This window comes from Streptomyces sindenensis, from assembly GCF_014649035.1.
Classification (GTDB): domain Bacteria; phylum Actinomycetota; class Actinomycetes; order Streptomycetales; family Streptomycetaceae; genus Streptomyces; species Streptomyces sindenensis.
Map to the genome: position 1 here is coordinate 152896 of NZ_BMSG01000005.1, position 24813 is coordinate 177708.

Here is a 24813-nt window from a genome sequence, read left to right on the forward strand (position 1 = left end):
ATGACGCATCCCACTCTCCTCGTCATCGCCCACGGCAGCCGCGACCCGCGGCACGCCGCGACCGTGCACGCGCTCACCGAGCGGGTCCGCGCCGAGCGGCCGGGACTGCGGGTGGAGACGGCGTTCCTGGAGTTCAACGCCCCGTCCGTGCCCCGGGTGCTGGAGCGCCTCGCGGCGCAGGGGGCGGGCGAGGTCGTCGCCCTCCCGCTCCTGCTGACCCGGGCGTTCCACGCCAAGGCCGACATCCCCTCGGTCCTGCGCGAGTCCCGCGCCCGGCTGCCCGGGCTGCGCATCCGGCAGGCCGACGTCCTCGGCCCGTCCCCGCTGCTCAACGCCACCCTGGGGCGGCGGCTGCGGGAGGCCGGGGTCCGTCCCGGCGACCTCCCCCGGACCGGGCTCGTCCTGGCCTCGGCGGGATCCACAGACCCGGAGGCGATCGCAGTGATCGCTGAAATCGCGCGGGAGCTGCGGCACACCGGTTGGTGCGCCGTGCGGCCTGCGTTCGCCTCCGCACTCCTTCCCCGTACCGAGGACGCGGTACGGGCCCTGCGCGCCGAGGGCGTGGACCGGGTGGCGGTGGCCCCGTACGTCATCGCCCCCGGCCGGCTCCCCGACCGCATCGCGGCGGGCGCGGAAGCGGCCGGTGCGGACGTCCTGGCCGATGTACTGGGCCCCGCACCGGAGTTGGCGCGGCTGCTGCTGAACCGGTTCGACGAGGCGCGGGTGCCGGTGGGGGCGTCGCTGTCGGCGTGAGGGCCAAGGAGAGCGGGGCGGCTCTCAGCCGGTCGGTCCGGTCAGCCCGGCGATCGCGCAGACGACGGCCCCGAGGGCCATGGTGTCCGCGCCCACCGACCAGGTGAACCGCCGCTCCACCGGCGCGTAGCGCGGGGACGCCGTACGCGACCGGGGCGAGCCCGACCGGGCCGAACGCGCTCGGGGCGGCTTCGACCGGGCCATGCGGACATGGGCTTCCATGGCGTGGGCGCAGACGCTGGAGAAGTCGTAGAACAGGTCCCACAGAGAACCGCCGAGCCACACGAAGTCGATCCTCTCCCCCGCGTGGGTCTCCAGGGCGAGCGGTGAACGGCCCTCGGGATGGATGAACCGCTTCACGGCGGAGCAGGGCACGACGGTGTGTCGCCACACGCTGTGGCGGACGATCTCACCGGAACCCAGCACCACCCTGACGAGGGAGAACCGCCAGATGACGGACGCGGTCACGAGGGCCAAAGCCCCCACCAGGCCCCGTTCGGTGGCGTCCGAGCCGGAGGGCGGGTCCAGAGTGACCGCCAGGGCGAGGACGACGAAGGTCACGGCCGCCACCCGGACGCAGCCGATCCGCGCCCAGCGCGCCAGCTTGATGCGCCCCCGCCGATTCGGGCGGTAGCCGCGCACCCTCCGCACGAGCGGGGTCCCCGGCCCGTACCGGGCCAGCAGCCCCGCGTCCCACAGTCCCGCCCCCGTCGCCATGTCCACGATCCTAAGGACGGACCGGCGGGGGCCCACCGGCGGCCCCGTCGGCTCAGTCGTAGGACAGGCCGCCGGACCGGGCGCGCTTGAGTTCGAAGAAGCCCGGGTGGCCGGCGAGGACCCGGAAGCTGTCGAAGAGTTCGGCCGCCTCCTCACCGCGCGGGATCGCGTTGAGGACCGGACCGAACCAGACCGTGCCGTCGACGTGGATCGTCGGCGTGCCCACGTACGCGCCCTGCCCCGGGTCCTTGCCCGCTTCGTGGTGGCGGGCGACCTCGTCGTCGTACGCCGTGGAGTGGGCCGCTTCCGCCAGGGCGGCGGGCAGAGCGGCTTCGGCCAGGGAGGCGGCGATCACCGCGTCGAAGTCCTCCTCCTTGTGCTGGTGAATGCGGGTGCCGAGCGCCGTGTAGAGGTCGCGCAGGACTCCGTCGCCGTGGGCGCCGGCAGCGGCGACGGCCACCCGGACCGGGCCGATCGACTTGTCGACGAGTTCGCGGTACCAGTCGGGCAGTTCGTTGCCCTCGTTGTGCAGGTAGAGGCTCATCGGGCGGAAGCTCAGCGCGATGTCCCGGTGGCGCTCCACCTCCAGCATCCAGCGGGAGGTGATCCAGGCGAACGGGCAGGCGGGGTCGAAGAAGAGGTCGACGGTGGTGCGGGCGGCGGGACCGGTGGCGGGGCGCTGTGTGCTCATGCGTCCCACCCTAGGCAGCGAGTGGCGCGCACCCCCGGGCCAATCCGTGGCTGATGCGGTGGGCCATTTCCGTACGCCGTCGGGGGCGGGGAACGGCCGAACAGGCCCCGTTGACGGGCAACGGGCCGCATGTCAGCGTCGGTTCGCGCGGAACGGCCGCGCGAGGCCCCGTCGGCACGGCGGGCGACCGGGAGGGGAACCATCATGAGAAGACGCAGGTCCACGACGATTCCGGCGTTAGCACTGGCACTGTCCGGGGCGATGCTCACGGCCGGGGCGGCGGCACCGGCCCTGGCCGCCGGCGGCGGGCACACCGGCGCACCGCCGGTCGCCGGGGCGTTCCGGCTCCAGGCCGACCCGACGCCCGAGGAGCAGGAGCGTCTGAGGGAGATCGCGGGCGCCATCTGGACGCCTCAGCTGGCCGCCGGCTGGAACATGAACGCCGAGGTCGCCGACGTACTCTCGCAGGCCACCGACCAGATCCTGCGGTGCTCCGAGGCGTTCGCGCTGGTGCCCCGGCCGCCGGGCTTCGTGCCGGGCCTCGGCTATCTCGTCCAGTACTGGAAGAACCTGCGCGACTACTTCCTCGTGGTGAAGGACAACCGCACCTACCGCGCCTGTGTGGTCGTGACGGCCGCCAACTACCGCTCCGCCATCGAGATGGCGTCCGCGGGCATCTGAGCCCGTACGGGACGGGCCGCCGTACGGCCGGTACGTGCGGCGGCCCGTCAGCCGAGGGTCTCGGCGGGCTCCTCGGGCTCCGGCTCCGGGAGCGCGGGGGCGACGGCTCAGTCCCGGGTCAGCTCCACCAGTTTCGCCACGGTGTTCCAGTTGCGGGAGGTGGCGACGAGGCCTTTGACATGGCGGGGACGGCCCAGCGCGACGGCCAGCTTGGAGCGGCCGAGGCCGTCGGGGGCGTACAGGTACATACAGCGGTCACCGAGCCGGAACTCCTCCGGCAGGAACGCTTCCGCGTCCAGGTCCGCGAAGCGGCTCGCGTCCACGGGCCGGTCGAAGTAGGTGACGTGGAGCTGCTTGCCCTCCAGTTCGGCGGCGGGGAAGGGGCAGGCGTCGGCGACTGCCGCGAGATACGTGGCGTCGCGGACGAGGCAGTCGACGGCGAACCCGAACCGCGTCCGCAGGGCCTGCTCCAGGGCCGCGGCGACGGCGTCGGCGTCCTCGCTCTCGCTGCGGAAGACGGCGTTGCCGCTCTGCAGGTGGGTGGCGATGCCGGTGTGGCCCAGTCCGGCGAGCACATCGCGCAGTTCGGCCATCGGGACTTTTCTGCTGCCGCCCACGTTGATCCCGCGCAGCAGCGCCGCGTACGTCGTCGTCATGGCCACCCACCCTAGGTCCTGTCGTCACACTGCCGTCGTCGCCCGGAGGGCGGCCGCGCGGCAGACGGCAGTTTGACGACAGGTCCTAGAGCGATACCCGGACACGCCGCAGCCGCCGCGCCCCGTGGGGGCGAGCGCGGCGGCTGCTGTGTGACGGTGGCCGGGCGGCGGGGTACGTGTCCACCGCCGCCCGGCGTCCGGTCGGAACCGGGGTACTGACCGAGCTGCTGACCGGGTCCTACTCGACGACCTTGAGGAGCAGGTTCGGCGTGCCCTCGGTGGCGTTGCTGATGGCGTCCGGGGTGGCTCCCTCGGTGAGCGCCGTGGCGACGGCCTCCGGGGTGGCGTCCTGGTGGCCCGCCAGGTAGACGGCGGCCGCGCCGACGACGTGCGGGGTGGCCATGGACGTACCCGAGATGGTGTTGGTGCCGCTGTCGCTGTCGTTCCAGGTGGACGTGATGTCCGAGCCCGGGGCGTAGATGTCCACGATGGAGCCGTAGTTGGAGAACGAGGACTGCTCGTCGGCGTCCGTGGAGGAGGCGACGGTGATCGCCTCGGGGACACGGGCGGGCGAGCCCTGGCCGGCGTCGCTGGACTCGTTGCCGGCGGCCACGCCGAAGGTGATGCCCGCGGCGATGGCCTTCTGGACCGCCTCGTCGAGGGCCGGGTCGGCCCCGCCGCCGAGGCTCATGTTGGCGACGGACGGGCCCTTGGCGTTGGCGGCGACCCAGTCGATCCCGGCGATGACCTGCTCGGTGGTGCCCGAGCCGTTGTCGTCGAGGACGCGGACGGCCACGATGTTCGCCTTCTTGGCGACGCCGTGCGCGGCCCCGGCTATGGTGCCCGCCACGTGGGTGCCGTGCCCGTTGCCGTCGTCGGCGTCGTCGTCGTTGTCGACGGCGTCGAAGCCGGAGGTGGCGCGGCCCTCGAAGTCCTCGTGGGTGACGCGGACACCGGTGTCGATGACGTACGCGGTGACGCCCTCGCCGCCGGCGTCCGGGTAGGTGTAGGCGTTGTCGCCCGCGGTCTCGGCCTGGTCGATCCGGTCCAGACCCCACGACGGCGGGTTGTCCTGGGTGGCGTCGATGCTGAACTTCTTGTTCTGCACCACCTTGGCCACGGCCGGGTCGGCGGCGAGGCGCTTGGCCTCGGTCTCCGAAAGGCCGCTGGCGGAGAAGCCGTTGATGCTGGAGTTGTAGTCGCGCTTGAGCTTGCCGCCGTACTCCTTGGCGAGCTCGGACTTGTCGGCCTTCTTCTCGTCCAGCATGACGATGTAGCTGCCGGAGACCGCGGTCGCGGCGTCCGTGCCGTAGACCGTGCCCATGGGGGCCGGTGCGGCTCCCGCGAACGAGGTTCCGAGAAGGGTGACTCCGGCGGCGGCCGCCACGGCGGTGATCGCGGCGGTGAGCTTGGTGCGACGGGTGCGCTGGTGCTTGGCCATGAAGAGGGTTCTCCTCGTCATTCTTTGTGGGGGGATTGGCCCTCGGCCGGAAGATCTCCGGGGGCTGGCTCGAAACCCTGACCGATTGACGAGCGCAGATCAAGACCCTCATGGCGGTGTGACTTGCTCAACAAGGTTTCGTAATAAGGAATCGGCCAGGGCTGGTCACAACGGCCGCCACGGCCCGCCGCACGGTTACCTCGACCGGATCGGCGGCTCCGCGACCACCCCGAGGGGGCCACCACGCCCCTCATATCCCCTGTTCAGAGCGGCACTTGAAGCGCTGGGCGCCGATCGCCCGGCCGACGTCGGCACCTCCCCTGGGCCCTCCGGGGCAGGAGTGACCATGCGTGAAGACACGTGAAGACCCGTGAAGGTGTGCGCAAGGGGGGTGAACGCCCCGCCCCGGGTGTGAAATCGCGAGGGGGTGCGTGCAGATGCACCGACCGTCTCCGCCGCGACATCGGGTTCACCGGGCCGTAACAGAAGCGTCCCGCCCCGGGTAACCGCAGGTCGCGGCGGTCGGGGCGGGACGGAGAACGTCCGGATAACAGTCAGGCGGATCCGCTCAGCGCGACAGCTCCGCCTCGATGAGGTCGGCGGCCCTCGGCGTGCCGCCCTCTCGCGCCGTCTGCTCGCTCAGGCGTGCGCAGCGGGCGGCGACTTCGGGGTCGTCCACCAGGGCGAGCACGGCCTCGCGCAGGCTCGCCGCGTTCGCCTCCTCCATCGGCAGATGCCGGGCGACGCCCAGGGACTGGAGCATGTCCGCGTTGCCGAACTGGTCGACGGCCTGCGGAACGGCGACCATCGGGGTGCCCGTGGCGAGCCCCTCCTGGCTGCCGCCCGCCCCCGCGTGGGTGATGAAGGCGTCGGCCTGCTTGAGGACGGCCAGCTGCGGCACCCAGGTGCGCACGTCCACGTTGCCCGGTACGTCACCGAGTTCGGCGGGGTCGACGTGGGCGCCGATCTGGAGCACCACATGCCAGCCGGGCAGATCGCCGAAGGCCGCGACGCACTCGCGGTAGAAGGCGGGCTGCTTGGTGAACGAGGAGCCGAGCGACACCAGCAGCACCTTCTCCGCACCGGCCGGCCGGACCCACTCCCCCTGGTCCGCGCGGTCGCCCTGGCAGGCGCCGACGAAGGTGTACATCTCGCGGTTCACCCGGTCCGCGTTCGGCTGGAGTGCCTCGGGGATCAGGACGAGGCCGCGGCGCGGGCGGGCCACGAAGTCGTCGCTGGGGACATGACCGAGGCCGTTCTCGGCGAGCCAGCTCTCGAAGCGCGCGTAGTACGCCTTGCCGCGCTCGGTCTGCTTCAGCTCGGCGGTCATCGGCTCACCGACCTCCTTCTCGTACCCGTCCCAGGGCACGAGGTTGGGCCAGAGAGAGACGGCGGGGACACCCCAGCGATGGGCGAGGACGCGGGCGGGATAGGAGGTGATGTCGTGCAGAACGAGGTCGGGCTCGTCACCGGCGAAGGCGTCCGCGAGCTGCGGCAGGGCCTGGATGGCGTCGGCGAGGAAGGGCTCGATGTTGTCGATCAGCTCCGTGCCCCAGGCTTCGGGGTCCTCGTCGGTCGGCAGGGTCGAGGTCCAGATCACCGGCTCGGCGCCGGTGGCGGCGACCTTCTCCGCGAAGGAGGCGGGGATGGCGTAGCTGACACGGTGTCCACGGTCGACGAGCTCGCGGACGACGTCGAGGCTCGGGTTCACATGTCCGTGGGCGGCGATGGAGAACATGGCGATGTGGGCACGCGGGGATTCCGTCATGCCGACGACTCTAAACGAGACGAGACGTCTCGTGCAACCTCATTCCGTGTGCGGATCCTCCAGCGATCAGCGTTGATAGCGGGCCAGCACCCGGTTCCCGTCCTCCACCAGCCTGTTGCTCAGTTCGTCGGCGCCGATCGCGCCGCTGTAGAACTCCTGGTACGCGGGGGTCGCCACCTTGTCCTTCCACTCGGGGTAGCCGCGCACCGACTGGGCGGGCGCCGGCCGCAGCCCCTCGGCGAGCGCGGCGCCGACGGCCCACCCGTGCTCGGCCACCCGCAGCGACGGATCGGCCAGCGCCTCGGTCCCCGTGGGCAGCATCCAGTCGCCCCGGGCGAGGCGCACCATGTTCGCGGGACGCAGCAGGAAGTCGATGAACGCGACGGCCTCCTTCTGGTGCGGGCTCTCCTCGGCGACGGACAGCGTCTGCGGGCTCACGCCCTGGACCGCGCCGCCCGCGCCGGCCGGCATCGGCAGCACGGTCCACTCGAATCCCTCGGGAGCCTGCTGGATGATCTGCTGGCGGTAGGAGAAGCCGAGCGGGAGCATCGCGTACCTGCCGCCGAAGAACCCGGGCAGCGCGTCCGACCCGCCCATGCCCAGCGCGCTGCGGGCCGCGCTGCGGTCGGTGTTGACCTGGTCGTGGATGGTGCCGGTGACCACGCCGTCGCCCGGCTCGAAGCGCAGGACCGCCTTGCCGTCACCGTCGCGGTGGAAGAGCCGGCCGCCGCCGGACAGGCCCAGGTTGAGGCTGACGGAGACGGGCTCCTTGAGCGGCCAGGCGATCCCGTACCGCCCCTGGCCCGTCAGCTCCTTCGTGACCTGCCGGAACTCCTCCCAGCTCCAGGGGCGCTCCGGGGTCGGGGTGCGCGCGCCCGAGGCCTTCAGCAGCTTCGTGTTGGCGATCAGGACGCGGGGCTCCTGGAGGAAGGGCACCCCGTGGACGCCCTCGCCGAAGGTGGTGGTGCGCCAGGACTGTTCGGGGATGTCGGCCTTGAGCCGCTCGGGCAGGAGGGGGCGCAGGTCGGCGAGGTAGCCCCCGTAGGCGAAGTCGGCCAGGTCGTCGGAGGCGTCGTGGATCACGTCGGGGGCCTCGCCGCCCTCGAAGGAGGTGAGGAGCTGGTCGTGGACGCTGTCCCAGCTGCCCTGGACGTACTCCACCTGGACATCGGGGTGGGCGGCGTTCCACTCCTTCACCAGCTGCTTGTTGGCGTCGACGGACTCCTTCTGCCAGGCCAGCGACTGGAACCGGAGCCGGATCGTGCCGTCCGCGTCCCGCCCGTCGTCGCCGCCGGAGCAGCCGGTGAGCAGCAGGGCCAGGACGGTGACGGCGGTGGCCGCCCGCCGGACCGTGGCGCGCATCAGTGCTTCACCGCCCCGGCCGTCATCCCGCCGGTGATCCGCCGCTGGATGAAGGCGAAGAGCACGAGGGAGGGGAGGGTGGCGAGGAACGCGGCGGCGGCGAGCGGCCCGAGGTCGGCCACGCCCTCCGCGCCGAGGAAGTGGGTGAGGACGACCGGCAAGGTCTGCTTCTCCGGGGTCTTGAGCAGGACGAGCGCGAAGAAGAACTCGTTCCATGCGGTGATGAACGCGAACAGCGCGGTGGCGACGATGCCGGGGGCGAGCAGCGGGGCGACGACCGAGACGAGGGTACGGAAGCGGCCCGCGCCGTCCACGGCGGCGGCCTCCTCCAGCTCGGTGGGCACGGCGCGTACGTACCCGGCGAGCATCCACAGAGCGAAGGGCAGCGACCAGACGACGTAGACGAGGATCAGCCCCCACAGGGTGTTGATCAGATGCAGGTTCTTCAGGATCAGGAAGAGCGGGATGATCACCAGGACGAACGGGAACGCCTGGCTGACCACGACCCAGCCGGTCGCCGCGGTGGCGAGGCGGCCCCGGTGGCGGGCCATCACATAGGCCATCGGGGTGGCGATCACGACGGCGATCAGCGCGGCGGAGACGGCGGCGACCAGCGAGTTGCCCGCGGCCTGGAGCAGCGGCTGCTCGTCGAAGGCCTGCCGGAAGTTGTCCAGGGTGGGGTTCTCGGGGATCCAGGTGGGATGCAGCGAGCCCAGTTCGCGGGCGGGTTTGAAGGCGGTCGAGATCAGCCATACGAACGGGAACGCGAGGAAGACCAGATACGCCAGGAGGGCCAGGTACTGCCCGGTGCGCGCGGCCCGGCCGGTCCGCAGCCCGGTGGACTCACGGTCGGGCGCTCCGCGTGTCAGCAGCCCGCGCCTCATCGGTCCCCGCCTCTCCGGTGCTCGCCTCATCGGTCCTCGCCTCCCCTGAGCCGGCCGACGAGGTAGAGGGCGAGGAGCACGGAGATCACCGCGACCATCACGCAGCCCATCGCCGCGGCGTAGCCGAACTGCCCGTAGCGGAAGGCCTCCTCGTAGGCGAAGAGCATCGGCAGCCGGGTCCGGCCGCCTGGTCCGCCGCTGGTCAGGACGTAGACCAGGGCGAAGGAGTTGAAGTTCCAGATCAGGTTGAGCGCGGAGATCGCGAGCGCGATGGGCTTGATCGCGGGCCAGGTGACCGTACGGAACCGTCGCCAGGCGCCCGCTCCGTCCAGGGCGGCCGCCTCGTGGAGTTCGCGCGGGGTGTTCTGGAGTCCGGCGAGCAGGGCCACGGTGGTCTGCGGCATGCCCGCCCAGACGCCGACCAGGATCACGGCGGGCAGCGCGGTGGCGAGGCCGGTCAGCCAGTCCCGTCCGTCGCCGAGTCCGAGGTCGCGGATGGTCTCGTTGAGGATGCCGGCGTCCGGGTTGTAGACGAGCCGCCACATGATGCCGACGACGACCTCGGGCATCGCCCAGGGGACGATCGCCAGCGCCCGGGCCAGCCAGCGCAGCCGCAGGTTCTGGTTGAGCAGCAGGGCGAGGCCGAGGGCCAGGAGGAACTGCGGGACGGTGACGCCGGCCGCCCAGACCAGGCCGATCCGGAACGAGTCCCAGAACAGGGTGTCGTGCAGCAGGTCCTGGAAGTTCAGCGTGCCGGTCCACTGGGTGGAGCGGGTCCGGCCGGACTGGGCGTCGGTGAAGGCGAGCGCGATGCCGTAGAGGAGCGGTCCGACGCTCAGGACCAGGATCGGGATGAGCGCGGGCAGTACCAGGAACCAGGCGGTCCGGTCCCCGAGGGCCTTGCCCCGGGGCGGCGGCCCCGGGGGGCCACGCCACCAGGACCTGCGCGGCCGTCCTCCCCGTCCGCCTCGTCCGTCCTGCCCGTCCCGCCCGCCTCGCCCGTCCCGGCCGCTGCGCCCGCCGTCGGGGCCGTCCGGTCCGGACCGCTTCGTCGCGGTCACCGATGTCACGAGAAGACCTCTCTGTCCCGTATCTGCCCGATGCGCGCCTGGGGCGGACTTCATCCCTTTCCGGCTGTCCGGGAGGCCTCCGTCATCGTGCTGACGGGCCGTCGGTTCGTCAAGGTGGCCTGCGAGGATGCGAAAATCGCACCCATGGACGAGATGCGTGCGCGCGAGGTGCTGACGGCCGCCGGGTTCCCCGGTGCGGCGGAGCTGCTCGCGCTGGGCGAGAACGCGGTGTTCGCCGTCGGCGACCTGGTGGTCAAGGTCGGCCGGGACGCCACCGGCCACCCCGAGCTGCGTGCGCGGGCGGAGCGGGAGGTGGCGCTCGCCGACTGGCTCGCCGCGTCCGGCGTCCCGGCCGTCCGCGCGGCCGAGCGCGGGGCCCGCCTCATCGAGGGCCACCCGGTGACGCTGTGGCACCGGCTCCCGGACGCCGTACGCCCGGCCGAACCGCGCGACCTCGCCCCGCTGCTGACCCTGGTGCACGCGCTGCCCGCCCCGAAGGACTTCGCCCTGCCGCGCCGCGAGCTGCTCGGCGGGGTCGAACGCTGGCTGACGCTGGCGGGCGACGCGATCGACCCGGCGGACGCGGACTACCTCCGCGAACGCCGCGACGGCTTCGCGTCGGCGGCCGCCGCCCTGGTCCCGCACCTCCCGCCGGGCCCGATCCACGGCGACGCGCTCCCGCGCAACGTCCATGTCGGCCCCGACGGCCCGGTCCTGGTCGACCTGGAGACGTTCTCCGCCGACCTGCGGGAGCACGACCTGGTGGTCCTCGCCCTCTCCCGCGACCGCTACGGCCTGGACCCGGCGGCCTACGACGCCTTCACCGCCGCGTACGGCTGGGACGTCCGGGAGTGGGAGGGATGCGCGGTCCTGCGCGGCGCCCGCGAGACGGCGAGCTGCGCCTGGGTCTCCCAGCACGCCCCGGCCAACCCGAAGGCCCTCGCCGAATTCCGCCGCCGGGTGGCGTCCCTGCGCGAGGGCGACCCCGAGGTCCGCTGGTACCCGTTCTGAAGGGGCCGGGCGGTGCGGGTCCACGCTTCCCGGTCGCCTAGGTTGCCCCCATGGGATTCTTCGACAGGCTGACCGGGACCAAGCGCCCCGAGGCCGGGGTCGCGCCACGTCCGACCGAGGAGCTGCGGAGGGCCCTGCTCTCCCTGAACGGGCCGGATGTCCCCTACCTCATCAGCGGCGGCGCGGCACACGGTGCCGATCTGGTGGCCGAGTGGCGGATCGCCGAGCCCGCCTGGCAGCACGTCTTCGTCCAATCCCAGCTGACGCACGCCCTCCGGATCCGGATGAGGCTGGCCGAGGACGTCCCCGAGGTGCGTGCTGCCGAGGAGAGCTGGGAAGTCACCCGCGTCGGCAACCCGCCGAGGCTCCGGGCCTCGGCGACGTACGGGCGCGGCGGGGGCAGGACCATCTCGCGCCGGTACACGCTGGGACGAGGGGAGAGTGGCCGACTGGAGGCGACCGAGTCCTTCAGCTTCGACAGCGCACACCTGACGGATCCGCTCCGGAACACCACCCTGGACGCGGGGTGGACCTGGCGCGGCGTGGTCTTCGGCAGACTCTGAGCAGGGCCCGGCGGCCACCGTCGACGGCCGCCGGCTCGGCGGTCGTCCGGCTCAGGCGCCGCGTGGGATCAGCGGCCAGGCCGACTCGACCACCGCCGCCGGATCGCTCGTGCGCCGCAGATAGGCCTGGAGCGAGGCCGACTGTTCGGCCGCCGCCCGTATCTGAAGGGCGTGCAGTTCGTCGGGGGGCAGGGTGGCGACGGGACGGTGGCGCTCGCCCATCCGGCGCACCACGCGCACCGCGGCCACCGCGTCGGCGCTCGCGTCATGGGCTCCGTCGAGCGTGACCCCGTAGTGGTCGCACAGCGCCTGGAGGGCACGCTTGCCCTTGCGGTACTTGTCGACGTGCTTGTCGATGACCAGCGGGTCGATGACGGGTGACGGCGCGCCGCCGACCCGCTCCTCGACCGACGGCAGTCCGTACCTGCGGCATTCACGATCCAGCAGCGAGAGGTCGTAGCGGGCGTTCATCACCACCAGCGGGACGTCCGAGCGCAGCACCTCGGCGACCGCGTGGGCGATCTCCTCGACGGCCGAGGCCGCCCGGGTGCCGTGCTTGCGGGCGTGGTCGGTGCCGATGCCGTGGATCGCGGAGGCCTGCTCCGGTATCGCCACGCCCGGGTCGAGCAGCCAGGTGCGCTGCTCGGCGACCGCGCCGTCCGGGTCCAGCCGGACGAGTGCGGCGGTGACGATCCGATCGCTCTCGACGTCGGTCCCCGTCGTCTCCAGGTCGAAGCCGACCAGTGTGCCCTGATGCCAGCTCATCCCGATACCTCCTTCGTGGTGCTCCCCCGTGGTGCTCCCCCGAGTGATGACCACCTTCGCACGGGCCACTGACAAACCCGGTGGAGGGTCAGGAGGGTAGGAAGGTCAGGAGAGGCCAGCCGGAGGGCAGGAGAGGTCAGCGGGGGTCAGGAGACCGGCCGGGAGTCCGTCCAGACCGATTCGAACTCCTCGCGGTACGTCTCGAAGAGCCCGTGCTCGTTGTCCTGGCCCTCCCGCACCACCGTGCGCCTGCCCCCGCCGCGCAGCACCAGCACCGGCGCCTCCATGCCCCGGGCCCGCCGCAGATAGGGCTGGACGACGCCCACCGCGTCCGGCCCGTCACCGTCCACCAGGTAGGCGGTGAAGCGCGGGGTCTCGTCGAACACCTGGATCTGGAACGCGCCGGGGTCGCGGAGCTTGGAGCGGACGCGGCGCATGTGGAGGATGTTCATCTCCACCGAGCGGCTCAGCTCGCCCTTTTTGAGACCGAGTTCCCGCTCACGGCGGCGCACCGCGCTGCTGGCCGGGTTGATGAACAGCAGCCGGACCCGGCAGCCCGACTCCGCGAGCCGGACGAGCCGGCGGCCGGAGAAGTTCTGCACGAGCAGATTGAGGCCTATCCCGATGGCGTCGAGCCGACGCGCCCCGCCGAACAGGTCCTCGGCGGGCAGCTGGCGCTGGAGCCGGACCCGGTCGGGGTGGACGGAGACCACGTCCGCGTACCGGTCGCCGACCAGCTCCTCCACCGCGTCCACCGGCAGCCGGTCGGCCGAGGGCACCCCGGCCCCGCTGCCGAGGATGTCGAGCAGGCGGGCCGAGGCGCGCTCCGCCTGGGCGAGGACCGCCTCGTTCAGCGCCCGGTTTCGGGAGACCACGTTGCGCGCGACCTCCAGCTCGTCCAGCGCCAGCTCGACATCGCGCCGATCGTCGAAGTACGGCTCGAAGCACGGCCAGTGCTGGACCATCAGCTCGCGCAGCTGCGGCAGCGTCAGGAAGCTGAGGACGTTGTCGTCGGCCGGGTCGAGCAGATAGCCCTTGCGGCGCGAGACCTCGCGGACGGCGACGGCGCGCTGCACCCACTCCTGCCCGGCCGGTCCGGCCGCGGCCACCACCCACTCCTCGCCGTGCACCGGCTCGTAGATCGGCCGGAGCACCGCGGCGACGACGGCCCGTAGGCGTTGTTCGACCAGATTCAGCCAGATATAAGCCCGCCCGGCCCGCTGGGCGCGCGTGCGCACCTCGCCCCAGGCCTCGGATCCCCAGTCCAGCTCGGCGCCTATCTCCATGGGCTGCGCGAGGGACACCGCCCCGGGCGGGGCATCGGTCGATTCCCCCTCGTGACCTGCGTCACCTGGGGGTAGCTCGAACCCTCCCGAGCTCACCCGCGTACCGCCTTCCACTCCCCCACCCAACGATCAAGGAAGGGTACTCCGGGAGCGTGATCCGACGCAGCCCGATGCGCAGGCGACTTTCTCAACTCCCCTGACCGTCAGGCTTGTTCCTTGCGGCGAGATCGGGTGGAGTGAGCGGATTCATAGTGATTGGGGGCCCGCCCCGGGGCGGGAATCGGACGCACTGCCGACAGCGGGGTCCGCAAGCACGTCCGGGGCGGCACGGGCGTGTCCGAAGTTGACCGGTGCGGCCGGGGGCCCGGCGACGGGATGTGGCCGCACCGCGCGACGTCCTAGGTGAGCGCCCCGTTTTCGGGGAAGATTCGGGACGAATTCGGGAAGTATTCGAGGAGCATCGGGCCGAGGAAAGCCACCGCACCCGGATCAGAAGTGGAAGAGTCTTCATCATGCAGGTCTGGCCGGGACACGCTTACCCCCTCGGCGCCACGTACGACGGCGCCGGCACCAATTTCGCGGTCTTCTCCGAGGCCGCCCACCGGATCGAGTTGTGCCTGTTGCACGACGACGGTTCAGAAACGGCGGTGGAGCTCCGCGAGACCGACGCCTTCGTGCGCCACGCCTATCTGCCCGGGGTGATGCCGGGGCAGCGGTACGGCTTCCGGGTGCACGGGCCCTACGAACCGCAGCGCGGGGCGCGGTGCAACTCCGCGAAGCTGCTGCTGGACCCGTACGCCCGTGCGGTCGCCGGGAAGATCGACTGGGGCGAGGCGGTGTACGGCTACCCCTTCGGGAGGCCGGACGCCCGCAACGACCTCGACTCCGCCCCGCACACCATGAGCTCGGTGGTGGTGAACCCCTACTTCGACTGGGGCGACGACCGGCGCCCCCGGACGGACTACCACCGCACGGTGATCTACGAGGCCCATGTGAAGGGCCTGACCATGCTCCATCCGGGGCTTCCGCCCGAGCTGCGCGGGACGTACGCGGGGCTCGCGCATCCGGAGGTGATCGCCCACCTCACCGAACTGGGCGTCACCGCGATCGAACTGATGCCCGTGCACCAGTTCGTCCAGGACCACCGCCTCGCGGACATGGGGCTGGCCAACTACTGGGGCTACAACACCATCGGCTTCTTCGCCCCGCACAACACCTACGCCTCCTGGGGCGACCGCGGCGAACAGGTCCTGGAGTTCAAGCAGGCGGTGAAGGCGCTCCACCAGGCGGGCATCGAGGTCATCCTCGACGTGGTCTACAACCACACCGCCGAGGGCAACCACCTCGGGCCCACCCTCTCCTTCCGCGGTCTCGACAACGCCTCCTACTACCGGCTGACCGACGACCAGCGCTACTACATGGACACCACGGGCACGGGGAACTCCCTGCTCATGCGGTCCCCGCACGTCCTTCAGATGATCATGGACTCTCTGCGGTACTGGGTGACCGAGATGCATGTGGACGGCTTCCGCTTCGATCTGGCGGCCACGCTCGCCCGCCAGTTCCACGAGGTGGACCGGCTGTCCTCGTTCTTCGACCTGGTGCAGCAGGACCCGGTGGTCAGTCAGGTGAAGCTGATCGCGGAGCCGTGGGACGTCGGCGAGGGCGGCTACCAGGTGGGCAACTTCCCGCCGCTGTGGACCGAGTGGAACGGCAAGTACCGCGACACGGTCCGCGACCTGTGGCGGGGCGAGCCGCGCACGCTCGCGGAGTTCGCGGGCCGCCTCACCGGCTCCTCCGACCTCTATCAGGACGACGGCCGCCGCCCGCTCGCCTCGATCAACTTCACCACCTGCCACGACGGCTTCACCCTCCACGACCTCGTCTCGTACAACGAGAAGCACAACGACGCCAACGGGGAGGACAACCGGGACGGTGAGAGCCACAACCGGTCCTGGAACTGCGGGGCGGAGGGCGAGAGTGACGACCCGGAGGTCCTGGAGCTGCGGGCCCGCCAGATGCGGAACTTCATCGCCACGCTGATGCTGTCGCAGGGCGTGCCGATGCTGAGCCACGGCGACGAGTTCGCCCGTACGCAGCAGGGCAACAACAACGCCTACTGCCAGGACAACGAGCTGGCCTGGGTGCACTGGCCCGACCCGGACGACCCGGCCGACGCCCCCGCCACCACCCTGCTGGAGTTCACCCGGGCGATGGTGTGGCTGCGCCGCGACCACCCGGTCTTCCGGCGTCGCCGCTTCTTCCACGGGCGGCCGGTGGAGGGCACCCACGACGAACTGTCCGACATCGCCTGGTTCACCCCCGAGGGCGAGGAGATGACGCAGCAGGACTGGCAGGCGGCGCACGCCAAGGCGATGACCGTGTTCCTCAACGGGCACGCGATCTCGGAGCCGGGGCCGCGCGGCGAGCGGATCTTTGACGACTCGTTCCTGCTGATGTTCAACGCGAGCGCCGAGACCCTGGAGTTCGCCGTCCCCGTCGACCACGGGGAACAGTGGCAGGTCGTCGTGGACACCGCGCGGCCGGACGGGGTGGAGCCGGGGACGGGTCCGAAGGTGGCCGAGGGCGAGCGGGTCACGCTGATCGGGCGCAGCCTGACGGTGCTGAAGCGGCCCGCCTGAGCGGTGGGCGGGAAGAGACGGCTGGAGTGAGTGTTCCGCCCGGGGTGACACGGTTCGCCCCGGGCGGGGTACGTAGAAGTCCATGACGCCCTCCGCCACGTACCGGCTTCAGCTCCAGCCCGACTTCCCGTTCGCCGCCGCCGAGAAGGCCGTGCCGTATCTCGCCGCGCTCGGCGTCTCGCATCTCCACCTCTCCCCCGTCCTGGAGGCGGTCCCCGGCTCCACCCACGGTTACGACGTGGTCGACCACAGCCGGGTCCGGGGGGAGCTGGGCGGTGAGGAGGGGCTGCGGTCGCTCGCCTCGGCCGCCCGGGAGCACGGGCTCGGCCTGGTCCTGGACATCGTGCCCAACCACATGGCGGCCTCGCCCCGGCACAACCGCCGGCTGTGGGAGGTGCTGCGCGAGGGCCCGGCGTCCCCGTACGCCCGTTGGTTCGACATCGACTGGGCGGCGGGCGGCGGCCGGGTCCTGCTGCCGGTGCTCGCCGGTACGCTCGGCCGGGAGCTGGAGCACCTGGCCGTGGACGCCGACGAGCAGGTACTGCGCTACCACGACCTGGAGTTCCCGTTGCGCGCCGGTACGGCGGGCCTTCCGCTCCCGGAGCTGCTGGACGCCCAGCACTACCGGCTCGGCTGGTGGCGGCTGGCCCGCACCGAGCTGAACTACCGGCGCTTCTTCACCGTCCCGGAGCTGATCGGGGTGCGCGTCGAGCATCCGGAGGTCTTCGACGCCACGCACGCCAAGGTCATCGAACTGCTCCGCGACGGAGTGCTGGACGGGCTGCGCATCGACCATCCGGACGGTCTCGCCGCGCCCGCCGCCTATCTGGAACGGCTGAACGAGGCCACCGGCGGGCGCTGGACGGTGGTGGAGAAGATCCTCACCGGCGACGAGCACCTCCCGGCGGAGTGGGCGGTCGCGGGCACCACCGGGTACGACGCCCTGCGTCGGATCGACGGAGTGTTCACCGACCCGTCCGGCGCGGCGGAGCTGCTCCGCCGCTACCGCGAGTTCGCCGGACCGCCCGGCGACCGGGGCGGCGACTGGAGCGCGACGGTGCGCCGCGCCGCGTACCGGGTGGTGACCCATGAGCTGGCCGCCGAGACCGCGTGGCTGACCCGGCAGGCCACCGGGATCTGCGACCGGGACCCCGCGCTGCGCGACCACGCGCCGTGGGCACTGCGGACGGCGGTACGGGAGCTGCTGGTACGGGTCCCGGTCTACCGCCCGTACGTCACGGCGGGCGAGCCGCCGACCGGGACCGCCCTGGAGACGCTGACCGACGAGGCGGTACGGGAGGCCAGGGCGGTGTTCTCCGTGCCGGAGGAGGCGGCGGCCGTCGACGTCGTACGGGATCTGGCGCTCGGGCGGCTCGGTGGCGGGGAGCAACAGGCAGCGTTCTGCGCCCGGTTCGCGCAGACCGCGTCCGCGCTGCACGCCAAGTCGGCGGAGGACACGGCGTTCTACCGGTACGTTCCGCTGATCTCGGCCACCGAGGTGGGCGGCGAGCCGGGTCGGCCTGCCGTATCACCGGAGGAGTTCCACGCCTTCGCCGCCCGGATCGCCCGGGACCGGCCCGCCACCGGCACGGTCCTGACCACTCATGACACGAAGCGCAGCGCGGACGTCCGGGCCCGGATCGCGGTGCTGTCGCAGTGCCCGGAGCGGTGGGCGGCCCTGGTGACGGAGCTGACGGCGGCGACGCCGGTCGCCGCCCCGGACCCCCAACTGGCTTGGTCCGCGTGGCAGTCGGCGTACGGCTGCGCGGAGCTGCCGGCCGAGGAGCTGTTCGAGCGGCTGGAGCCGGCCCTGTTGAAGGCGGTCCGCGAGGCGGGGCTCTTCACCAGTTGGACGGAGTCGGACCCGGCCTACGAACGCGCCGTGTCGGACTTCGTCGCGGCCGGGCCGGGACGCGGGGAGGGTGTGCCCCGGAGACTGATCGCCGAGTTCGCGGACGCGCTCGCCCCGCATGTCCGGGCGCAGGTGCTGGGGGCGGCGCTGGTGCATCTGACGATGCCGGGCGTGCCGGATCTCTACCAGGGCACGGAGGGCGAGTATCTGGCCCTGGTCGACCCGGACAACCGGCGGCCGTTCCGGCGGCTTGAGGTACCGGACGAGAAGCAGGAACTGACGGGTACCGCGCTTGCGCTGCGCCGCGAACTGCCCGGTGTGTTCGGTGAGTCGGGGACGTACGCCCCCCTCACGGCGACCGGACCCGCCGCCCCGCATCTGCTGGCGTTCTGCCGCTCGGGCAAGGTGGTCACGGCGGTGACCCGGCTGTCGCTGCGGCTGGCCGAGGGCGGCGGCTGGCGGGACACGGTGCTGGAGCTGCCCGCCGGCGGGCCCTGGCGGGATCTGCTGTCGGCCACCCCCGGCCGGGAGTTCCCGGGCGGCGCGGTGGCGGCGGCGGAGCTGTTCGCCGAGCGGCCGGTGGCGCTGCTGCGGCGGGTGCGGGACTGACCAGCCCGGGGGCCGTGGCCCCGCCCGTCAGGACGGGCGTACGAGCAGGGTTCGCGGACCCCGGGTCAGCAGGCCGCCCGCCACCGGGCGGAAGCCCTCGGCCCAGCGGATGCCGGGCATCGCCGTCAGCAGGGCGCGCAGACCGTGCTCGGCCTCCAGCCGGCCGAGGAGGGCGGCGGGGCAGCCGGCCGGGCCGATGAGCAGCGGGTCGGCGTCGGTGCGCAGCGGGTCGAACCGGTCGGGTGCGCCGAACCGGGCCGGGTCACGGCCCGCCGCGCCGATGAGGCAGGCGACGGGCGCGTCGGCGGGGAGCGTGCCGCCGCTCACGGCCACCTCGGTACGGGTGCGGCGCAGCACGATCTGGACGGGCGGATCGCGGCGCAGCGTTTCGGTCCAGGCCCGTCCCAGCAGCGTCCCGGGCCCGGATCCGGTCCCGGGGCCGGCCGTCGCGGCGGCCAGCAGATCCGGGTCGTCGAGCATGTTCGCGAGGAACGAGGCGAGGGCGTGCTCGCGGAGCGCGGTGGCCCCGGCGCAGTCACCGGCTCCCCCGCCGGTACGCCGGTGGCGGGCGCCCCGGGGCAGGGTGCTCAGGTCCGGGTAGGAGAGCCCGGCCGCCGCCTCGGCGGCCCCGGCGGGCAGCCATCGGCAGAAGTCGGCGACCAGGTCCGCCCGCTCGCGCCCGGCGATCCGGCGGGCCAGGACGTACGCGGTCCGCTCGACGGCGGGTGCGGCGGCGCTCCACGGCACGGCGGGCGGGCCGCAGACCAGGCTGCCCCGGCAGAGGCCGAGCGGGACGGGTGCCCGGCCGCGCGGACCGTCGTCGTGCGGGTAGCCGGTGAATCGGGGGTCGGTGAGGGCCTGGGCGACATCCGTGTAGCGGCTCAGCAGCCAGGCGCCGAGGCCCGGGTCGTAGCCGAGGGGGTAGTCGGTGCGCAGCAGGCGGTAGAGGCGCAGCCGGTACGGATCCGTCGTGGCCCCGGGCGTCAGCAGTCCCGGCTGCCCGCCCGCGAGCCGGTGCGGACGGCGGGCGGCGGGCAGGGATTCGGGGCGTTCGACTGACATCTCGCACCCCCTGGAAATCGGTGCGCCGGCGGCCGGCGCGGGTTCTCCCAGGGGACCACCGCCGGGGGCGCACCGCAGTCGGCGTACGCCCGTTCGGGTGAGGTGGCGGTGGGGTGCGGAGGGCGTATCCCGGTGACCGGCGGGAGATGACCGCGGAGAGCCGGCTGGTGGTCGGCCGGGACGCGGAGCCCGCCGAGGTGGCCCAGCACATCCACGCCCGTCCGACGCTCTCCGAGGCGGTGGGCGAGGTGTTCCTGACGTTGGCCGGACGCGGGCTGCCCAGCGGCACTGACGCCCGGGGCCGGGCACGGGCCCGGGCGCCCCGGCGTGGGGTCAGCCGGGCGGGAGGCAGGGGCCCTGCGGCGGGCGGTCGGAGCCGCCCTCCGGGAGGCCGGGCCCGTGCGACGGGGGTTCGGGGGCGGGCGGCGGGAGCTGGGGCGGGACGGCGGCGGAAGGCCGGGGCGCGTGCGGCGGCAGCTCGGGCGGGTGGTCCTGCGGCCGGGACGTCGGGGTCGGGAGCCGGTCGGGGGCGGTCAGGCGGAAGCTCATCCGGCCGAAGCTCACCTGGTCGCCGTCGCGCACCGGGATGGAGCCGACGAGCCGCTGGCCGTTGACGCAGGTGCCGTTGGTGGAGCCGAGGTCGCGCAGCACCCAGCGGCCGTTCTGCGCGGAGAGTTCGGCGTGCAGCCGCGAGACCGTCTCGTGGTTGAGGCGCAGCCCGTTCGCCGGGTCGCGGCCGATGAGCAGCGGATACGGGCCGGGCGCGGGGAGCAGCAGCTTGGGGAGCCGCTCGGTCTGCCAGGCGCGGCGCAGCCGCCCGGGGAAGGCGGAGATCCCGCCCACCGCGCGGACCAGCCCCTTCGACCAGCGGCCGTCGCTCTCCAGATCGGCGGTGAGGGCGGCCAGCTCCTCCGGGCGACGGGCGACGAGGGCGAGTTCCATGCGTCGCATGAAGGTGTCGTGCGACAGCTTGCCCTGTGCGGCACCTTCTCTGAGCACGCCGACGACACGGTCGCGCTGGGCGTCCGACAGCCGCGCGGGACTCATGGGGAACTCGAAGGAGGATGTCACGTCGACGATTGTCGGGCCGAAGGCCCCGGAGTGTCCAGACAAGCCCGTGTTTCCTCCCGCGCTGACCTGCGCCGCTGTCTCACGCGGCGGCCGCGGGCGAAGCAGGGCCGCCCGCCGTCGGCAGGCCGCGCTCCGCGATCGCCGCGAGGCGTTGCAGCGCCGGAGCCACGACCTGGAGTGAGGGGCCAGGCCCGACCGGGAGTGAGGGGCCCGGGCGCGCCCGCGAGCAGGGTTCCGGACGCTCACCGGATATTCGGTGGACAGCGGGTGCCGGTGGTGGCTACGGTCTGCTTCGACATCCGACGCCCGTCGTGGAAGGAGGCGAGAGACATGCGCGCGAACAGCCGCACCAGCAATCGCAGTACACCCCTTTCGCGCTCCCGTCCCGTCCGCCGGGCGGTGTCGGACCTCGTCTGACCGGGAGCGCGGCATTCCGTCCCGGAGGACACCTTCATGACCGATCCGGTCATCCGCGCGCTCACGCCGAGCGACGCCGCACTCTTCACCACGTTCCAGGACAGCCCCTTCGTGGGCCGGGCCGCCTTCGGCCAGGCCTACACCTCGACCGCCGACGGCGGCGAGTACCGCCCCGACTGGTCGTGGGTCGCCCTGCGCGGGGACACCGTCATCGCCAGGGCCGCCTGGTGGGGCGGGCCCGGAGACACCGAGCCCGTCGTGCTCAACTGGTTCGACTTCGCGGACGGGGAGGCGGAGGCGGGCGCCGAACTCCTGCGCCGCGCCCCGTTCGACAAGGAGTACGAGCTGATCGCACCCGCCGGATGGCGGGACGACCCGGCGGCGCGGGCCGCCGTCGAGGAGCGGGTCGCCGCCGCGACGGCGGCCGGGATGAAGCCGCTGGTCGAGCGCTACCGCTACCGCTGGACCCCCGGCTGCCCGCTCCCCGAGCGGACGGGCCGGCTCACCTACCGCCCCGAGCCGGACGACGAGGTCATCCTCGATGTGCTGCGCCGGGTGCACTCGGCGACGCTGGACGCCCACGCCCGCAAGGCCATCGAGGGCCCCGGCGGTCTGGAGGCGGCGGCCCGGGAGGAGTTGGACTTCTTCCACTGGTGCCCGTCGCCGCGTGAGTGGTGGCGGCTCGCGTACACGCCGGACGGCGAGGTGGCGGGCATCCAGGTGCCCGCGCACAACCCGTCGGGGCCCTGCGTCGGTTTCATCGGGGTCGTGCCCGAGGCGCGCGGGCACGGGTACGGCTACGACCTGCTGGTGGAGTGCACGAACTTTCTGGTCGAACAGGGCGCCGAGTTCGTCGCGGGGGCGACGGACCAGGGGAACGCGCCGATGGCCGCCGCGTTCGCCCGCGCCGGCTACCCGGTCACCCAGGAATGGGTCCATCTGGCGTGAGAGCCCCGGCCTCCTCGGCCAGCCACTCCAGGCGGAGCCGCTGCTCGGCGGGGATCGTCGCGTCCTCGCCGCGCGGCCCCACGTTGAGCAGCACGTTCCCGCCGTCGGCCGCCGTGTCGCGGACCAGTGAGGTCAGCGCCTCACGGCCGATGAAGGCGTCCGGAGCGGAGTTGCGGTTGTAGCCGAAGCTGTGGTCGACGCCCCGGGTGATCTCGTACGGGTCGGAGCCCTCGTAGCGGGCGTACTCCGGGGTGCGGAAGTCGAAGACGGGCGGTGTGCGCGGGACGAAGCCCTCGCCCTGCGCCACCGTCCGGCGATCCCACCAGTTGTACAGCGCCTTCGCTCCCGGCAGGCGCAGGCCTCGCCAGTACGGTGCGTAGGGCAGCAGCCGGTCGTTGACGACGCCGTGCGGGACGGTGAAGCGGTAGAAGTCGACCAGCGAACGGATCTCGTCGGCGGAGGCGGGCCAGGCGATGTCGTTCCAGAGGATGTCGGGCCGGTAGCGGCGGATCAGCTCCCGCAGCTGGGCATCGGCGTAGGCGGGGTAGCGTCCGCGCGGGACGGCGGAGAACATGTCGGCCGCCGTGCCGATGGGCCGGTCGTCGAAGGTCCAGTCGAGTCCGCCGGAGTAGTAGACACCGAAGCGCAGGCCCTCTGCCCGTACGGCTTCGGCGAACTCGCCGACCACGTCCCGGGTGGTGTGCCAGCCGGAGCGGTGGGGGTTCTCCGTCTCCGAGGGCCAGAGGCAGAACCCGTCGTGGTGCTTGGTGACCAGGACCGCGTATCCGGCCCCCGCCTCGCGGAAGGAGCGGGCCCAGGCGGCCGGGTCCCAGCCGGCGAGGCCGTCCTCGAAGTCGCGGCCGAAGTCCGTGTAGGGGCGGTTCCCGTAGGTGGCGCGGTGGTGGGCGGCGACCGGGGAGCCGGGGAAGCGGAGCGCGTTCTCGTACCACTCCGCGTACGGGGTCCAGCCCAGCGGCGCACGCCGGCCCGCCGCCGGGAGTTCGGCGGCGGGGGCGTGGGGCGGGGCCCACCCGGGGACGGATGCGGGTGTCCAGTGAACGAAGATCCCCAGCCGGGCCCGGGACCACCATGAAGCAACGACCATGGCGGGAGTATTGATCATTCGGGCGGTGCCGCGTAAGCCCCCTCGACCGCCGGATTCCGCTTCCGGGCCGCCTGGGTCTCCTGCGCGCTCCGTGTCCTCTGGGCGCGGATCAGGTCGCGGTACCAGGCGTACGAGGCCTTCGGCGTACGGGCCAGGGTCTCGTAATCGATGTGGACCAGGCCGAACCGCTGCGAGGCCCCTTCGGTCCACTCCACGTTGTCGGTCAGTGACCAGGTGAAGTAGCCGCGTACGTCCACCCCGGCGTCCATCGCCGCGCGCAGGGCGGTGAGGTGGCTCTCCAGATAGGCGATGCGGCGGTCGTCGGCGTGGGGCTCCTCCAGGGCGCAGCCGTTCTCCGTGATGTAGAGCGGCGGGAGGCGGTCGCCGTAGCGGGTGTGCAGGGTGGTGAGGATCTCGGTGAGGCCCTCGGGGACGACGGGCCAGCCGAAGCCGGTCTTCTCGTACCCTTCGATCTCCCGTATCCCGAAGGGGAGTTCGGGGGGCATGGTGTAGCCGGAGAAGGTCTCCAGGGCTTCCGGGCGGGGTGCGCCGACGAGGGTCGGGTTGTAGTAGTTGATCCCGTACCAGTCGAGCGGGGTGGAGATGACCTTCAGGTCGTCGGCGACCGGCCCCGGCATCAGGGCGGCGAGGTTCTCGTCCGGGTAGCGGCCGGTGAGGACGGGGTCGGCGAAGAGCCAGTTGGTGAGCGTGTCGTACAGCTCCGCGCCGAAGCGGTCCTCGTCGCTGTCCCCGGCCGTCCAGACCGGGGCGTGCGAGAAGGCGGCCCCGATGTTGTCCGCGCCCGCCGCGCGCAGGGCGCGGACGGCGAGGCCGTGGGCGAGGAGCTGGTGGTGGGCGGCGGGCAGGGCGTCGAAGAGGAGGGTGCGGCCGGGGGCGTGCTCGCCGAGGGCGTAGCCGAGGAGGGTGACCTCGGCGGGTTCGTTGATCGTGATCCACATGGGGACCCGGTCGGCGAGGCGTTCGGCGACGATGCCCGCGTACTCGGCGAAGCGGTAGGCGGTGTCCCGGTCGAGCCAGCCGCCCGCCTCCTCCAGCGGGAGCGGGGTGTCCCAGTGGTAGAGGGTCGGGGCGGGGGTGATGCCGTGGGCGCACAGCTCGTCGACGAGCCGGTCGTAGAAGTCGAGCCCGTCGGCGTTGACGGCGCCGCTGCCGCCGGGCACCACGCGGGGCCAGCTGACGGAGAACCGGAAGGCGTCGGCGCCGAGCCCGGCCAGCAGGGCGACGTCCTCGCGGTAGCGGGCGTGGAAGCCGGTGCCCCGGGTGGTGTCGGTGCCGTCCTTGATCCGGCCGGGCAGCGCGGCGAAGGCGTCCCAGCCCGAGGGGCCCTTGCCGTCCGCGTCCACCGCCCCCTCGGTCTGGAACGCGGAGGCGGAGGCTCCCCAGAGGAAACCGGGCGGGAAGATCGGCAGGGTCATCGCGGCCTCCAGCAGCCGTACGT

The 24813-nt window shown here is 72.7% G+C and carries 20 protein-coding genes and 1 pseudogene; 7 read left to right on the forward strand and 14 right to left on the reverse strand.

Annotation, left to right across the window (positions count from 1 at the left end; genetic code table 11):
• Nucleotides 1–753 carry a sirohydrochlorin chelatase gene (locus IE145_RS08955; protein ID WP_189520366.1) on the forward strand — a complete coding sequence of 251 codons (753 nt, stop codon included), beginning with the start codon at nt 1–3 and terminating at the stop codon, nt 751–753.
• Nucleotides 754–777: 24 nt separating this feature from the next.
• On the opposite strand, the gene IE145_RS08960 is transcribed toward IE145_RS08955, so the two are convergent.
• Together IE145_RS08960 and IE145_RS08965 are read right to left on the reverse strand one after the other, a co-directional pair.
• Nucleotides 778–1470, reverse strand: a complete 693-nt coding sequence (locus IE145_RS08960; protein ID WP_189520367.1) for a hypothetical protein — start codon at nt 1468–1470, stop codon at nt 778–780.
• 52 nt (nt 1471–1522) lie between these two features.
• Nucleotides 1523–2161 carry a DsbA family protein gene (locus IE145_RS08965; protein WP_189520373.1) on the reverse strand — a complete coding sequence of 213 codons (639 nt, stop codon included), beginning with the start codon at nt 2159–2161 and terminating at the stop codon, nt 1523–1525.
• Nucleotides 2162–2365: 204 nt separating this feature from the next.
• On the opposite strand from IE145_RS08965, the gene IE145_RS08970 reads away from it, so the two are divergent.
• On the forward strand, nt 2366–2842 hold the full coding sequence (locus IE145_RS08970) for a hypothetical protein (RefSeq protein ID WP_229825437.1): 477 nt from the start codon (nt 2366–2368) through the stop codon (nt 2840–2842).
• Nucleotides 2843–2949: 107 nt separating this feature from the next.
• On the opposite strand, the gene IE145_RS08975 is transcribed toward IE145_RS08970, so the two are convergent.
• From IE145_RS08975 to IE145_RS09000, 6 genes and pseudogenes are all read right to left on the reverse strand, one after another.
• The gene (locus tag IE145_RS08975) at nt 2950–3498 is read right to left on the reverse strand and encodes a DUF1697 domain-containing protein (RefSeq protein WP_189520375.1); all 549 of its coding nucleotides are present in this window, start codon (nt 3496–3498) and stop codon (nt 2950–2952) included.
• 238 nt (nt 3499–3736) lie between these two features.
• A complete protein-coding gene (locus IE145_RS08980; protein ID WP_189520377.1) occupies nt 3737–4939 on the reverse strand; it encodes a S8 family peptidase in 1203 nt (400 codons plus the stop codon).
• A 568-nt stretch (nt 4940–5507) separates the two neighbouring features.
• Nucleotides 5508–6750 (reverse strand): annotated as a pseudogene (mgt, locus tag IE145_RS08985) (macrolide-inactivating glycosyltransferase).
• A gap of 23 nt (nt 6751–6773) precedes the next feature.
• The gene (locus tag IE145_RS08990) at nt 6774–8069 is read right to left on the reverse strand and encodes an ABC transporter substrate-binding protein (protein ID WP_189520381.1); all 1296 of its coding nucleotides are present in this window, start codon (nt 8067–8069) and stop codon (nt 6774–6776) included.
• Entirely contained in the window at nt 8069–8953 is an 885-nt protein-coding gene (locus tag IE145_RS08995; RefSeq protein ID WP_229825439.1) for a carbohydrate ABC transporter permease, read from the reverse strand. Before IE145_RS08995 ends, IE145_RS08990 begins: the two co-directional genes overlap by 1 nt.
• Nucleotides 8954–8979: 26 nt before the next feature.
• Nucleotides 8980–10023, reverse strand: a complete 1044-nt coding sequence (locus tag IE145_RS09000; RefSeq protein WP_189520382.1) for a carbohydrate ABC transporter permease — start codon at nt 10021–10023, stop codon at nt 8980–8982.
• A 144-nt stretch (nt 10024–10167) separates the two neighbouring features.
• Between IE145_RS09000 and IE145_RS09005 the strand changes: the two genes are divergently transcribed.
• Both IE145_RS09005 and IE145_RS09010 read left to right on the forward strand, forming a co-directional pair.
• On the forward strand, nt 10168–11034 hold the full coding sequence (locus tag IE145_RS09005; protein WP_189520383.1) for a phosphotransferase enzyme family protein: 867 nt from the start codon (nt 10168–10170) through the stop codon (nt 11032–11034).
• 50 nt (nt 11035–11084) lie between these two features.
• Nucleotides 11085–11597: a hypothetical protein gene (locus IE145_RS09010; protein WP_189520384.1), complete on the forward strand. Its 513-nt coding sequence runs from the start codon at nt 11085–11087 to the stop codon at nt 11595–11597.
• A 51-nt stretch (nt 11598–11648) separates the two neighbouring features.
• Here IE145_RS09010 and IE145_RS09015 read toward each other — a convergent pair whose 3' ends face one another.
• Together IE145_RS09015 and IE145_RS09020 are read right to left on the reverse strand one after the other, a co-directional pair.
• Nucleotides 11649–12362: a 3'-5' exonuclease gene (locus IE145_RS09015; RefSeq protein ID WP_189520385.1), complete on the reverse strand. Its 714-nt coding sequence runs from the start codon at nt 12360–12362 to the stop codon at nt 11649–11651.
• A 146-nt stretch (nt 12363–12508) separates the two neighbouring features.
• Nucleotides 12509–13744 carry a DUF5919 domain-containing protein gene (locus IE145_RS09020; protein WP_029182173.1) on the reverse strand — a complete coding sequence of 412 codons (1236 nt, stop codon included), beginning with the start codon at nt 13742–13744 and terminating at the stop codon, nt 12509–12511.
• 416 nt (nt 13745–14160) lie between these two features.
• Between IE145_RS09020 and glgX the strand changes: the two genes are divergently transcribed.
• Together glgX and treY are read left to right on the forward strand one after the other, a co-directional pair.
• Nucleotides 14161–16290, forward strand: a complete 2130-nt coding sequence (glgX, locus tag IE145_RS09025) for a glycogen debranching protein GlgX (RefSeq protein WP_189520386.1) — start codon at nt 14161–14163, stop codon at nt 16288–16290.
• Between the two features lie 82 nt (nt 16291–16372).
• On the forward strand, nt 16373–18751 hold the full coding sequence (gene treY / locus IE145_RS09030) for a malto-oligosyltrehalose synthase (protein ID WP_189520388.1): 2379 nt from the start codon (nt 16373–16375) through the stop codon (nt 18749–18751).
• A 27-nt stretch (nt 18752–18778) separates the two neighbouring features.
• On the opposite strand, the gene IE145_RS09035 is transcribed toward treY, so the two are convergent.
• Nucleotides 18779–19813, reverse strand: a complete 1035-nt coding sequence (locus tag IE145_RS09035) for a cytochrome P450 (protein ID WP_189520393.1) — start codon at nt 19811–19813, stop codon at nt 18779–18781.
• A gap of 333 nt (nt 19814–20146) precedes the next feature.
• Nucleotides 20147–20884 carry a DUF1707 and FHA domain-containing protein gene (locus IE145_RS09040; RefSeq protein WP_189520394.1) on the reverse strand — a complete coding sequence of 246 codons (738 nt, stop codon included), beginning with the start codon at nt 20882–20884 and terminating at the stop codon, nt 20147–20149.
• A gap of 453 nt (nt 20885–21337) precedes the next feature.
• Between IE145_RS09040 and IE145_RS09045 the strand changes: the two genes are divergently transcribed.
• The gene (locus tag IE145_RS09045; RefSeq protein WP_189520396.1) at nt 21338–22249 is read left to right on the forward strand and encodes a GNAT family N-acetyltransferase; all 912 of its coding nucleotides are present in this window, start codon (nt 21338–21340) and stop codon (nt 22247–22249) included.
• Here IE145_RS09045 and IE145_RS09050 read toward each other — a convergent pair.
• Nucleotides 22221–23372 carry an alpha-L-fucosidase gene (locus IE145_RS09050; protein WP_189520397.1) on the reverse strand — a complete coding sequence of 384 codons (1152 nt, stop codon included), beginning with the start codon at nt 23370–23372 and terminating at the stop codon, nt 22221–22223. The genes IE145_RS09045 and IE145_RS09050 overlap by 29 nt on opposite strands.
• Nucleotides 23369–24790, reverse strand: a complete 1422-nt coding sequence (locus IE145_RS09055) for a GH1 family beta-glucosidase (protein WP_189520399.1) — start codon at nt 24788–24790, stop codon at nt 23369–23371. Before IE145_RS09055 ends, IE145_RS09050 begins: the two co-directional genes overlap by 4 nt.
• Between the last annotated feature and the right edge of the window lie 23 nt (nt 24791–24813).